The organism is Bacillus sp. 2CMS4F (assembly GCF_023161785.1).
GTDB lineage: Bacteria > Bacillota > Bacilli > Bacillales > Bacillaceae > Bacillus > Bacillus halotolerans.
Genome location: NZ_JALNTO010000002.1, coordinates 55243 through 68021, shown reverse-complemented (window position 1 = coordinate 68021; position 12779 = coordinate 55243). Strand labels below are relative to the sequence as shown.

General features: G+C 45.3%; 11 protein-coding genes and 1 other annotated feature. Of the genes, 6 read left to right on the top strand and 5 right to left on the bottom strand.

Annotation, left to right across the window (positions count from 1 at the left end):
- Window positions 1–42: 42 nt before the first annotated feature.
- Window positions 43–942, bottom strand: a complete 900-nt coding sequence (locus tag MTN95_RS03650) for a dienelactone hydrolase family protein (RefSeq protein ID WP_248336986.1) — start codon at window positions 940–942, stop codon at window positions 43–45.
- A 246-nt stretch (window positions 943–1188) separates the two neighbouring features.
- Here MTN95_RS03650 and MTN95_RS03645 point away from each other — a divergent pair, with 246 nt between their 5' ends.
- The 5 genes from MTN95_RS03645 to melA are packed head-to-tail and all read left to right on the top strand — an operon-like array spanning window position 1189 to window position 6586.
- The gene (locus MTN95_RS03645; protein WP_248336984.1) at window positions 1189–2247 is read left to right on the top strand and encodes a LacI family DNA-binding transcriptional regulator; all 1059 of its coding nucleotides are present in this window, start codon (window positions 1189–1191) and stop codon (window positions 2245–2247) included.
- Between the two features lie 10 nt (window positions 2248–2257).
- A complete protein-coding gene (locus tag MTN95_RS03640) occupies window positions 2258–3535 on the top strand; it encodes an ABC transporter substrate-binding protein (protein ID WP_248336982.1) in 1278 nt (425 codons plus the stop codon).
- The gene (locus MTN95_RS03635; RefSeq protein ID WP_248336980.1) at window positions 3528–4439 is read left to right on the top strand and encodes a carbohydrate ABC transporter permease; all 912 of its coding nucleotides are present in this window, start codon (window positions 3528–3530) and stop codon (window positions 4437–4439) included. The genes MTN95_RS03640 and MTN95_RS03635 overlap by 8 nt, the downstream gene beginning before the upstream one ends.
- Window positions 4436–5266: a carbohydrate ABC transporter permease gene (locus MTN95_RS03630; RefSeq protein ID WP_105990178.1), complete on the top strand. Its 831-nt coding sequence runs from the start codon at window positions 4436–4438 to the stop codon at window positions 5264–5266. The genes MTN95_RS03635 and MTN95_RS03630 overlap by 4 nt, the downstream gene beginning before the upstream one ends.
- Window positions 5267–5287: 21 nt before the next feature.
- Window positions 5288–6586, top strand: coding sequence for an alpha-glucosidase/alpha-galactosidase (melA, locus tag MTN95_RS03625; protein ID WP_248336977.1), 1299 nt, complete (start codon window positions 5288–5290; stop codon window positions 6584–6586).
- A 23-nt stretch (window positions 6587–6609) separates the two neighbouring features.
- On the opposite strand, the gene MTN95_RS03620 is transcribed toward melA, so the two are convergent.
- From MTN95_RS03620 to MTN95_RS03610, 3 genes are all read right to left on the bottom strand, one after another.
- Window positions 6610–6921, bottom strand: coding sequence for a rhodanese-like domain-containing protein (locus MTN95_RS03620; protein ID WP_248336975.1), 312 nt, complete (start codon window positions 6919–6921; stop codon window positions 6610–6612).
- A gap of 115 nt (window positions 6922–7036) precedes the next feature.
- The gene (gene leuS, locus MTN95_RS03615; RefSeq protein WP_248336973.1) at window positions 7037–9451 is read right to left on the bottom strand and encodes a leucine--tRNA ligase; all 2415 of its coding nucleotides are present in this window, start codon (window positions 9449–9451) and stop codon (window positions 7037–7039) included.
- Between the two features lie 110 nt (window positions 9452–9561).
- Window positions 9562–9776, bottom strand: a binding site (T-box leader).
- Between the two features lie 103 nt (window positions 9777–9879).
- The gene (locus MTN95_RS03610; protein WP_003223352.1) at window positions 9880–10215 is read right to left on the bottom strand and encodes a DUF4257 domain-containing protein; all 336 of its coding nucleotides are present in this window, start codon (window positions 10213–10215) and stop codon (window positions 9880–9882) included.
- A 402-nt stretch (window positions 10216–10617) separates the two neighbouring features.
- Between MTN95_RS03610 and ytvA the strand changes: the two genes are divergently transcribed.
- The gene (ytvA, locus tag MTN95_RS03605; RefSeq protein ID WP_105953349.1) at window positions 10618–11403 is read left to right on the top strand and encodes a YtvA family blue-light photoreceptor; all 786 of its coding nucleotides are present in this window, start codon (window positions 10618–10620) and stop codon (window positions 11401–11403) included.
- 30 nt (window positions 11404–11433) lie between these two features.
- Here the strand turns inward: ytvA and MTN95_RS03600 are convergent, their stop codons facing one another.
- The gene (locus tag MTN95_RS03600) at window positions 11434–12627 is read right to left on the bottom strand and encodes an MDR family MFS transporter (RefSeq protein WP_248336970.1); all 1194 of its coding nucleotides are present in this window, start codon (window positions 12625–12627) and stop codon (window positions 11434–11436) included.
- Window positions 12628–12779 lie beyond the last annotated feature (152 nt).

Here is a 12779-nt window from a genome sequence, read left to right as displayed (position 1 = left end):
AACCATTTCAGAAAAACACGTAAAGCCTGCCCTTTTTCACTGTCACAGCCACTTTTTCAAAAACTGCAGAGCTTCATGCCTCATCATAGCTGTCTCAAAATGCCCTGAAGCGGAGCGCACCATACGGTAACAATCAGAAGCCCCTTTTTCAGCGTACAAAGCTGTTAATTCTTTTTCGATTTTGTTCACTCCCTCAGCGGGTGTTAGCCGATCATGTATGCCGGCAAGACTAAGGTGCGGGCGCGGTGCGATCAGGCTTTGGATATCTGCTGCAGAAAAATGCTTGGCAAGCGACGGAACGTAATAATAAAAGCCATGCCGGTCAAGGTTCTGTGTTTCAATCAGTACATGATGGTCAACCTGACTGCATAAATCCACACATGCCTTAATCCGTTCATCAAGCGCCGCTGTCCACCAAGCCATCAAGCCCCCCATAGACATGCCGATCGTTCCGATTCTGTCAGGCTGAATATCAGGGCGGCTCTGCACATAATCAATGGCTCTTATACTGTCGTACATCATCATGCCCCATATCACCCTGCCCGTCAGAAGCATCTCTTTAAAAATCTCGCTTTCTGATTTTCCCCGTCTGTCTCCAAATCCCCAATGGTCGATTGCCAATACGCCATATCCGAGAGAAGTCAGCTCCCGAGCAAAAGAAGGCGCTTTCAAATAATCCGCTCCCTCAAGCAGTTCACTTTTTCCCCGTTCATACTGCCCGCCATGCGAATGCTGAAATAATATAACCGGGCACCGTCCTTTTGCGGCTTTCGGCTTCACAAAATATGCAGGCACCTTTTCAAGCCCATTTATATCAAGCAGCAGCGTTTCAATCATATTTCCCTCTTTTTCCTCAATACGCAGCGTTTCCGCCCCCGTATGCTTCCGATCAGGCAAATCACCAAGCAATCGAAACAGCAGCTCTCTTTTTTCGTTACTCATCCCATCACCCTTCCTTCTTCGCTTATCTTCAATGTACGAGACGGATTTGTTATTCCCTTTATTTTTCACACAGCATATAGAAACAAAAATCGTAGTTTACTAAAATTTTACTAAATATAACAAAATATTCTGGAATTTATTATTGTAACCGCTTACTTTCATATGATAGTATCAATTTATCAAAAACGTATGAGTAAAATATTTCTTTTGTTTTAGTAAATCTCATTCAAATGAAAGGGAGTAACCATGGTTCGTATAAAAGATATCGCCTTAAAAGCGAACGTTTCAAATGCTACTGTTTCGAGAATTTTAAATGAAGATCATTCGCTTTCTGTGGCTGGTGAAACGAGGCAAAGAGTAATCAGTATCGCTGAAGAGCTAGGCTATCAAACTGTCGCTAAACGCCGAAAAGCCCGCGGACAAAAACAGCGCGCCCAGCCGCTTATCGGGGTGCTGAGCTGCTTATCTCCCGATGAAGAACGGCAGGATCCTTATTTTTCTTCTATTCGCAAAGGAATTGAAAAAGAATGCTTTGAACAGGAAATTTTCATTACAAACTCCATCCATCTCGGTTCCTTCCAGGAGCATATTTTTCGGGAATTAGACGGTATCATTGTTATCGGCCGTGTCCATGACGAAGCCGTTCAACATATCAGCGGCCGATTGGAGCATGCCGTATTTATCAATCATTCTCCCGATCCGCAGATATACGACTCGATTGGGATTGATTTTGAAGCCGCCGCACGCCAGGCAATTGATCACCTTTTCGATTTAGGTTACCAACGATTAGGCTATATCGGCGGGCAGGAGAAGGAGCATACACTGAGGGACGGTCAAAGCATTCGCAGAACAATTGAGGACAAACGCCAGACTGCCTTTTTGCAGTCCGCCCATCCTCATCCTGAACACGTCCTGGTCGGCGATTACAGCATGCGCGAGGGCTATCGCCTGATGAAAAAAGCCATCACTCAAGGCAAGCTGCCGGAAGCCTTTTTTATCGCAAGTGATTCTATGGCCATTGGCGCATTGAAAGCACTTCAGGAAGCCGATCTGCATGTGCCGCGGGATACAGCCATTGTCAGCTTTAACGGCATTGAAGAGGCCGAGTTTGCCAGCACACCTTTAACCACCGTGAAAGTGCATACAGAGGAAATGGGCCGCACAGGCGTAAAACAGCTTCTCGACCGCTTTAACGGCCGAACAATTCCTCATCAAGTCACCCTGCCGACAACACTGATCATCAGGCAAAGCTGCGGATACACAGCTAAGGAGGTGACGCAAGACAAACGTTCATCAAGATCATAAGGAGGAAAAGATGAAACACATATTTGTTTTATTTCTCTCTCTTATTCTGCTGATTCTGCCGGGCTGCTCATCTGAAGAAAGCGCTGCAGATACGGGCAAAAAGACGTTAACCATCTATTCTACGATGTCAACGGACAGTGAAAGAAACACATTCAGAAAACTAGCCGCAGCGTTCGAAAAGGAAAGCGGCATTCACGTCAGCATTCATTTCCCAGGCAATGACTATGAAAATATGATGCGTGTCAGAATGGCAGCCAATGATCTGCCTGATCTCTTTGATACTCATGGCTGGGGGAAAATCAGGTACGGGGAGTATACAGCCGATCTCCGGGATATGGACTGGACTCAGAATCTTGATCCAAATTTAAACAGCATCCTTAAAAACAAGAGCGGAAAGGTATACGCATATCCGATCAACCAGGCAAAGGACGGCCTGGCGTACAACCGCAATATGTTAGACCGTTTCGGCATTGATCCGCCGGAAACGATGGATGACTTTATAAAAGCACTGAGAACGATTAAAGAAAAAAGCAATGGAGAAATCGTTCCTTTCTGGTTCGCTGGATATGATAAAAGCTCTTTCGCCCAATATTATGACCAATTCGCAACACCTCTTCTCATCACAGATCCTGCCCATAATGAAAAGAAACAGCTCATTGACGGCACCTTCAATTGGAGCAAATTTACTTATCTTTCAGATACCCTTAAACAAATGCAGAAAGAAAAACTCATCAATATCGATGCCGTAACAGCAAAAAAATCACAGCTCATTGAGTTAATGGCTCAAAACAAAATTGCTTTTACCATGCAGGGCGGCACCCTCGGCCAAGACGTCGCCCAAATTAACCCGAATGTAAAGGTTGGGATTATCCCGACACCAGCTATTCACTCCGGTGATGACCCGATATGGATTGGAGGCGAGCGCTATACCCTGGCAGCATGGAAAGACTCGCCTCATTTAAAGGAAGCAAAGCAATTTATCGCCTTTATGGCTCGTCCCGCCCATGCGAAAGAAATGGCTGAAGCCACATCGCTTCCTTCAGGGCTGACCAATGTAAAAGCTGATATTTTCTATGCCAAAGACTATCAGCATTATCAGAATATGAAAGTCGAGCCCTATTTCGACCGGTTGTACCTGCCGAACGGGATGTGGGATGTGATGGGAACGGTCGGCCAGGAGCTTGCGGCAGACATTTTGACACCCAACGAGATTTCCAAAAAGCTAGGAAGAGAATATAAACGACTCCGGGAGCAATCTGGAACACAGGGAGCTGAAAACAATGAGTGAGATCGCAAGAGATGTTCATGTGAAACAGGTCAAGCCGAAAAAACAATCCTCACTTTGGTGGATGTATATTCCGGCTCTGCTCTCCGTTTTGATCTTCATGATTTATCCGTTTGTAAAAGGCACTTTTATCACCTTCACAAACTGGAACGGATTTTCTCAGGTTTATCAGTGGGTCGGTTTCGCTCAGTATGAAAGGCTGTTTGCTGATCCCGACACATGGCATATCTTAAAAAACACGCTGCTATACGGACTCGGCAGCACCTTTTTTCAAAACGTCATTGGGCTTCTGTACGCCCTGCTATTAAATCAAAGCATAAAAATGAAAGCGATAACAAGAACCATTGTGTATTTGCCGGTTATGATCAGTCCGCTCATTATGGGCTACATTTGGTACTTTTTCTTTTCTTATGACGGAGGCGCACTTAATGACCTGCTTGGCGTTTTCGGCATCACCCCGATCAACGCGCTCGCCAGTCCGTCTTCGAACCCATGGATCATCGTCATGATTAACACGTACCAATATGTCGGCATCGCCATGATTGTCTATTTGGCAGGCCTGCAAAGCATTCCGAAAGATTACTATGAAGCAGCGGAAATGGATGGCGCGACACGGGGCCAGCAGTTTTTCGGCATCACCCTGCCGCTGTTAATGCCTTCGATCACGATCAATATGGTCATCAACATTATCGGAGGCTTAAAGCTATTTGACGTGATCATTGCGCTCACTGCAGGCGGACCCGGAAACGCGTCGCAATCGATGTCAACGTTTATGTATGACCTGTATTTTAAACGGCAGGATGCCGGATATGCTGCGACACAAGGCATATTTATGGCATTTGTCATTTTGATCATCAGCTTTTGCGCGCTTGCGTACTTTAAAAGAAAGGAGACGGAAATGTCATGAGAGTCGCCCGCTCAAACAAACTGCGGTTGATTACACTTCTCGCTGCCATTGTAGCCTGTGCGCATTTCATTCCTTTTTACATTCTGCTGACCACTTCATTGAAAGCAAAAGGAGATTACAGTTCCAAATGGCTGTTTCCAGCTGACTTTTCCTTTCAAAATTTTTCTGAGGCATGGGAGCGCGCTTCACTTGGCAACTCGTTTATCAACACAATCATCATCACAGGCGTTTCGGCATTGTTGTTAATCATATTCGGCTCACTGGCCGCCTACCCGCTTGCCCGGCGGGAAACCAAGCTGAATAAAGCCGTTTTCGCGTTGCTGATTTCTATTATGATCATCCCTCCGTTAACGTCCATGGTGCCTTTGTACAGAATGGTCGTGGACGCCGGCATGGTCAACACACACGCAGTCGCCATTTTGATCAATACAGCGGCGTATATGCCATTAACCGTGTTTTTGTATTCCGGCTTTATCCGTTCAACCATTCCAAAAGAGCTCGAAGAAGCGGCAAGAATGGATGGAGCAGGAATGCTGAAAATCTTTTTTACGATTGTATTTCCTTTGCTGAAGCCGATCACTGCCACCATCTGTATTATTTCCTGTGTCTTTATATGGAATGACTATCAATTTGCGATTTTCTTTTTACAGGATCAGAAGGTGCAGACACTTACGGTCGCAATGGCCGGGTTTTTCGGAGAAAACGCCAACAATCTGCATTTGGTCGCCGCGGCTGCCATCATGGCAATGCTGCCGATGGTCATTCTGTTTCTGGCGCTGCAAAAATATTTTATTGCCGGGCTGTCATCAGGCGCGGTAAAAGGATAATGAATTAAAGGAGGAACCGACATGAAAAAAATCACATTTATCGGTGCAGGGAGCACAATTTTCGCAAAAAATGTTTTAGGAGACTGCTTGCTAACGGAGGCGTTAAATGGATTTGAATTTGCGCTTTACGACATTGACCCAAAACGTTTGCAGGAATCTCAGCTTATGCTTGAAAACTTGAGAGACCGCTATAATCCGAGCGTGGTTATCAACAGCTATGATGACAGAAAACTGGCTTTGCAGCAAGCGGGCTATGTGATTAATGCCATTCAGGTCGGAGGCTATAAACCAAGCACAGTCATCGATTTTGAGATTCCTAAACGATACGGATTGCGGCAGACGATTGCCGACACGGTGGGCATCGGCGGGATATTCAGATCACTCAGGACAATCCCTGTGTTATTTGATATCGCAAGAGATATTGAGGAAATGTGTCCCGACGCCTGGTTTTTAAACTATACAAACCCAATGGCCTCCCTGACTGGCGCTATGCTTCGCTATACGGATGTGAAAACGATCGGACTGTGCCACAGCGTCCAAGTGTGTACAAGAGATTTATTTAGATCTCTCGGTATGGAGCATGACGGGATTGAAGAACGAATCGCAGGCATCAATCATATGGCATGGCTGTTGGAAGTGAAAAAGGACGGCGCTGATCTATACCCCGAAATCAAAAAGAGAGCGAGAGAAAAGCAAAAAACAAAGCATCATGACATGGTGCGATTTGAATTGATGGATAAGTTCGGTTATTACGTCACGGAATCATCAGAACACAACGCAGAATACCATCCTTATTTTATTAAGCGGAATTATCCTGAATTGATCAACGAGCTGCAGATCCCGCTGGACGAATATCCAAGAAGATGCGTGAAACAGATAGAAGATTGGGAGAAAATGAGGGATGACATTGTGAACAATAAAAACCTCACCCATAAACGCTCAAAGGAATATGGCTCAAGAATAATAGAAGCAATGGAAACGAATCAGCCGTTCACCTTCGGAGGAAACGTCTTAAATACCGGACTCATCACAAACCTTCCTTCCAAAGCGGTAGTCGAAGTGACATGCGTCGCCGACAGAAAAAAAATAACCCCGTGCTTTGCCGGAGAACTGCCTGAGCAGCTCGCAGCGTTAAACAGAACGAATATCAACACACAGCTGATGACCATTGAAGCTGCTGTTACACGAAAAAAAGAAGCTGTCTACCAGGCAGCCATGCTTGACCCGCATACAAGTGCGGAGCTGTCCATCAATGACATTATTTCTATGTGTGATGATTTATTTGAAACGCACGGCGATTGGCTCCCAGCATACAAATAAAAAAACTAGGGGTGATCTCTCCCCTAGTTTTTCGGTTTCGTTTCGCCTTCCCAGGCCATCATGCCGCCTTCTACGTTGACTGTTTTAAAGCCTTGCTCATCCAAATACCTGCAGACATTCATGCTGCGCATCCCTGATCGGCAGATAAAAGTGTACTCTTTGTCTTTATCGAGGGTGTCCATTTTTTCAGGAATATCCCCCATGCGAATATGAACCGCTTGCGGAATCATGCCTTCCGCAACCTCTTCATCTTCTCTGACATCAATCAAATACAATTCTTCATCCGCCTCGATTTTTTCTTTCAGATCGGCAGTGCTGATTTCTTTTATTTTCAACCGATAACACTCCTATTCACGATGATGAGTTTAAGTATACCAAAGTCCGTCAGTCGATTTCTATTAAGAGAATGATGAAAAAATCCCCTTTTTGACCAAGGGGATTTTTTCAGGATTAGTTTGCCACAATATTGACAAGCTTACCAGGCACCGCGATGATTTTACGAATGGTTTTGCCTTCAAGCTGCTCTTTGACCTTTTCATCTGCTTGAGCAAGCTGTTCGAGCTGTTCCTTCGTCGCATCTGCAGGAACCAGTAGTTTCGCTTTCACTTTTCCGTTCAGCTGAACAACGATTTCAACTTCGTCGTCAACAAGTTTTGCTTCATCATATACAGGCCAAGCCTCATATGCAATCGTACCGCTATGGCCCAATTTCTCCCACAGCTCTTCCGCGAGGTGAGGCGCGATAGGAGAAAGAAGCTTCACAAAGCCTTCCATATATTCCTTCGGCAGCTCTGACGCTTTATAGGCTTCGTTGATAAAGACCATCAGCTGAGAAATACCTGTGTTAAAACGCAGGCCCTCATAGTGGTCTGTCACTTTCATGACTGTTTCATGGTAGACGCGCTCCAATGTTTCACCGGCGCCTTCAACGATTTTGCCATTAAGCTCACCGCTGTCTTCAACAAACAGGCGCCATACGCGGTCAAGGAAGCGGCGTGCGCCGTCTAAGCCTGATTCAGACCAGGCAATTGAAGCATCAAGCGGTCCCATGAACATTTCGTACAATCTCAGCGTATCAGCGCCATGAGAGGCAACGATTTCATCAGGGTTGACAACGTTCCCTTTTGACTTACTCATTTTCTCGTTGTTTTCACCGAGAATCATTCCTTGGTTATACAGCTTTTGGAACGGTTCTTTCGTCGGCACTACACCGATATCATAAAGGAACTTGTGCCAGAAACGGGCATACAGAAGGTGAAGCACAGCATGCTCCGCGCCGCCGATATACATATCAACCGGAAGCCATTTTTCCATTTTCTCAGGTGATGCCAGCTGATCCGGATTGTGCGGATCAATGTAGCGCAAGAAATACCAGCAGCTTCCCGCCCATTGCGGCATTGTATTCGTTTCTCTTCTTCCTTTTTTCCCTGTTTCAGGGTCTGTGACTTCAACCCACTCTTTAATGTTCGCAAGCGGTGATTCGCCGGTGCCGCTCGGTTTGATTTCGTTTGTTTTCGGCAGAATCAGCGGCAGTTCTTCCTCCGGCACAGCTGTTGACGTTCCATCCTCCCAATGAATGATCGGAATCGGCTCGCCCCAGTAGCGCTGGCGGCTGAAGAGCCAGTCGCGCAGACGGTAAGTGACTTTCTTTTCGCCGTTTTTCGTTTCTTCCAGCCAAGCGATCATTTTTTCAATCGCTTCCTGTTTATTAAGTCCGTTCAGGAAGTCAGAGTTTACGTGCTCTCCGTCGCCTGTGTACGCTTCTTCTTCCACGTTTCCGCCTTTCACGACTTCCTTGACTGGAAGGCCGAATGTGTTGGCGAATTCAAAATCACGCTCATCGTGACCGGGAACAGCCATGACTGCACCTGTTCCGTATGAAGCAAGCACGTAATCTGCGATCCAGATCGGCAGTTTTTCACCGTTTACAGGATTGATCGCATAAGCTCCCGTGAAGACGCCTGTCTTTGTTTTCGCGAGATCCGTGCGCTCAAGGTCACTCTTTGATTGAATTTCTTTGATATAAGCTTCGACAGCTTCTTTTTGCTCAGCAGCTGTGATTTTTTCTACCAATGCATGCTCCGGAGCAAGTACAGTGTATGTAGCGCCAAACAATGTATCAGGTCTTGTTGTAAACACCGTAAATGATTCATCATGTCCGTCTATGCCAAAATGAACGTGCGCGCCTTCAGAACGGCCGATCCAGTTGCGCTGCATGTCTTTAATGCTTTCCGGCCAATCAAGCTCTTCCAAGTCATCAAGAAGCCTGTCCGCATAAGCTGTGATTTTCAGCATCCACTGCTTCATCGGGCGTCTTTCGACCGGATGGCCGCCGCGTTCACTCTTTCCGTCGATGACTTCTTCGTTGGCAAGAACCGTACCGAGTGCAGGGCACCAGTTTACCGGCACCTCATCAACATAAGCAAGGCCCTTTTCATAAAGCTTTAAGAAAATCCATTGTGTCCATTTATAGTATTCAGGATCTGTCGTGTTGATTTCGCGATCCCAATCATATGAAAAACCGAGCGCCTGAATTTGGCGGCGGAAATTATCAATATTCTGCTTCGTAAACACTGCCGGGTCATTCCCGGTGTCGAGAGCGTATTGCTCAGCCGGCAGACCGAATGCGTCCCAGCCCATCGGATGAAGAACGTCATACCCCTGCATGCGCTTCATGCGGGAGAGGATATCCGTCGCTGTATAGCCTTCAGGGTGTCCGACGTGCAGACCCGCTCCAGACGGATAAGGAAACATGTCCAGCGCGTAAAATTTTTGTTTCTCATTATGATCAAGAGTGGCAAATGTTTTGTTTTCCAGCCAATAATTTTGCCATTTCTTTTCTATCTCTTTGTGCTGAAAACTCAAAGTAAAAACCTCCTTCTGATTGAATACGGCGTTTTATGGTTCAAGTATTGACGGGAAAGGGACAATTATATTCAGAATATTCCCAAACTAAAAAAAACTCCCTCATCCCTAAAAGGGACGAGAGACTTTCGTTTTCCCGCGGTACCACCCTCGTTAGCGCGGCAGACGCCGCACTCACTTGATACTTTTAACGCAGTTATGCGTCAGCGGCTTTTCACCGCTGCAACTCTGAGGTGAGTTCGGAAACAAACTTGATTGACTTTCACCAGCCGTCAACTCTCTGAAACAATATCTGCTTCTTACTGCTCCTCTTCATTGTTCTTATCGCAACCGTAATCTTAACTGTATTTTATAGAATTCTGTTCATAAGTGCAAGCAGGTTTGTATACAATGGGAATGTACCCTGAACGGGCGAAGATTGAGGACAATTATTCTGGTGGAGTTTTGGTTTGACGTTTCGACTCGGCCGGTTCGCCGCCGCTGTTCATTTCTCTTACAAAATCAAAGCTTCTGAGAACAGCTTCACCGCCGTAGCCTGAGATAATGGATAAGATGACAAGTTGAATTCCTGAATCGGGGTCAGCGGATAGTACAAGTAAAATGGAAGCCGTCATGCCGATAAACCAATCTTCCAAAAATCCAAGATAGATAAACCGCTTCGTCATCCTAGGTTTCTCCAGTCTGCCTCTCTTTTTCACATGACCGAGAATCCCCATGATTCCTCCAATTACACAAGCAATTAATACCTGATGCAGCATCTTCATCATCACCTTCCTAAAGCCCTTATTTCGTAAAGCGACTTCAGGCCATCCAGCCCCCTTAAACGATTCCGATGATTTTCGATATCTACATACTGGCAAATCTGAAAAAAGCTTGTTTCTTCCATTATATGTGAACACATGATCGGTAAGCTTGATGCATTGGATTCATTTTTCACCCAGTGACATTGACCTAGTCACCTATTTAGCATGTAGAAACCCTTCCGTTCATATGTTCAAACTCTGTTCTTATTTTTAGTGTATACGAGGACAAGCCCTAATGACAAACAACAAACTGCGCTTGCTTGAATCAGAACATGTGTTGTGCTACGGTTACTGTAGAATTCATTAAAAAAAGGGGAATATCAGGCTTTCGCATAGCAAGCTGGCAGCCTAAGGGGGAATTATATGGCTAGTTTTCAATCATTCGGAATAAAAGGACAGCTGGACATCATCAAAAAAGCGCTTGATCACGCGCGAGTCGGTGTAGTGATTACAGATCCTTCACTTGAAGATAATCCGATTGTCTACGTAAACCAAGGCTTTGTTCAAATGACCGGCTATGAGGCCGAGGAAATTTTAGGGAAGAACTGCCGCTTCTTACAGGGGAAAGATACAGACGCTGGTGAAGTGGACAACATCAGAACCGGTTTACAAAATAAAGAACCGGTTACAGTTCAGATTCAAAACTACAAAAAAGACGGAACGATGTTCTGGAATGAGTTAAATATTGATCCGCTGGAAATAGAAGACAAAACCTATTTTGTCGGAATTCAAAAAGACATCACCAAGCAAAAAGAGTATGAAAAGCTTCTCGAGGATTCCCTCACAGAAATTACTGCACTTTCAACTCCTATTGTGCCGATTCGCAACGGCATTTCGGCTCTTCCGCTAGTCGGCAACCTGACAGAGGAGCGATTTAATTCCATCGTCAGCACATTGACGAATATCTTATCAACATCCAAAGATGATTATTTGATCATTGATTTATCAGGATTGGCCCAAGTAAATGAACAAACCGCCGACCAAATTTTCAAGCTGAGCCATTTGCTGAAATTGACCGGTACCGAATTAATCATTACCGGTATTAAGCCCGAATTGGCTATGAAAATGAATAAACTGGATGCCAATTTCTCATCGCTGAAAACATATTCTAATGTAAAGGATGCCGTGAACGTGCTTCCGATTATGTAAAAAGATCCCGCTCATCCGGCGGGATCTTTCTTATGAAGAAACTGAAGCTTGCTTATTCGCTTTATCAGCTGATTTTAACCGTTTGTCGTATAAAATCGTCGTGGCTATGCTGATCATAAGCAAAACCAAAAGTGATAAAACAAGAGCGTGAATGCCGGAATGATCGACAATCACTCCTCCGAACAAAGGCCCTATCATTCTGCCGCCTGTCGCAGCGCTGTTCACAAACCCTTGATAAAACCCTTCTTTCCCTTTAGGCGCAAGCTGGTTGGCAATCGTCGGCACGGCAGGCCAAACAAGCATTTCCCCGATGGTCAAGATCACCATGGCAGCCAGAAACATTGGGAATTGCTTCGCAGTCAGCAGCATGCTGTAAGACACAATAAAAATGACAAAACCAATGATCATTTGCGCTTTCAGCGACTCAGCCCATTTTTTCACAAAAAAGCTGACAAGCGGCTGTCCAACCACAATTAAAATTCCGTTAATCGTCCACAGCACACTATATAAAGAAAGAGACATTCCGATGCTTTGCGTGTACGATGCAATGGTGGTAGACCATTGAGAATATGCCAGCCATCCGAGCACATACCCGCTGCTCAATATGACCAGAGCCGTAAATTTCGCTTTGCTGCTTACAGCGTCATAATCAAGCACAGACGTTTGAGACACATCCTTCGTCTGAATGTTTCGAAATCCGAAATATACGATAAAGAAAAAGACCACATACAGCGCGGCATTCGCCAAAAATACATATGAAAACGAGAAAGACGCCACCACGCCGCCAAGCGCAGAACCGACGGCAACACCTGCGTTTTGCGCGACATAAATCGCATTAAATGCCCTTCTTCCCCCTTCTGGCCACACTGATCCAGCCATTGCGTAACTGGCCGGAAAAACAACACCCGAACCAAACCCGACAATCGTAAGCAGCGCGATATAAAACGGCCAATCATGAAAAAAGACGAGACCCACCAGACTTGCTAACGTAATCGCAATTCCGAGCATGATGGATTTGAACCCGCCGATTTTATCAAACAAAAACCCGCCGCATAAATTCCCTGCCACACTGGCGCCGGAATTCAGCATAAGGACAATCCCCGCGACCGTTAACGACTTTCCTAAATGATTATGAATATAGATCGTGTTAAGCGGCCATAAAAAGGATGCCCCTGTCACATTAATAAACATCCCTATCACTAAAATTTTCAATGCGCGCGGCATACTGATCCCCCTTTCTTATCTATAAAAGCTCATGAAAAAACGGAAACCTCAACAGGCTCCGTACGAATCCAGTTATCATAGCACATTCATTCTATCTGTCTATCTCATATTTTTCAACAGATGAGTGTGAAAAAATCTAACAAATATTGTTC

What these genes read in the sequence shown, in the direction of transcription:
- MTN95_RS03650 (WP_248336986.1), bottom strand. Translation starts at nt 942, where the DNA reads ATGAGTAACGAAAAAAGAGAGCTGCTGTTTCGATTGCTTGGTGATTTG.
- MTN95_RS03645 (WP_248336984.1), top strand. Translation starts at nt 1,189, where the DNA reads ATGGTTCGTATAAAAGATATCGCCTTAAAAGCGAACGTTTCAAATGCT.
- MTN95_RS03640 (WP_248336982.1), top strand. Translation starts at nt 2,258, where the DNA reads ATGAAACACATATTTGTTTTATTTCTCTCTCTTATTCTGCTGATTCTG.
- MTN95_RS03635 (WP_248336980.1), top strand. Translation starts at nt 3,528, where the DNA reads ATGAGTGAGATCGCAAGAGATGTTCATGTGAAACAGGTCAAGCCGAAA.
- MTN95_RS03630 (WP_105990178.1), top strand. Translation starts at nt 4,436, where the DNA reads ATGAGAGTCGCCCGCTCAAACAAACTGCGGTTGATTACACTTCTCGCT.
- melA (WP_248336977.1), top strand. Translation starts at nt 5,288, where the DNA reads ATGAAAAAAATCACATTTATCGGTGCAGGGAGCACAATTTTCGCAAAA.
- MTN95_RS03610 (WP_003223352.1), bottom strand. Translation starts at nt 10,215, where the DNA reads ATGAAGATGCTGCATCAGGTATTAATTGCTTGTGTAATTGGAGGAATC.
- ytvA (WP_105953349.1), top strand. Translation starts at nt 10,618, where the DNA reads ATGGCTAGTTTTCAATCATTCGGAATAAAAGGACAGCTGGACATCATC.
- MTN95_RS03600 (WP_248336970.1), bottom strand. Translation starts at nt 12,627, where the DNA reads ATGCCGCGCGCATTGAAAATTTTAGTGATAGGGATGTTTATTAATGTG.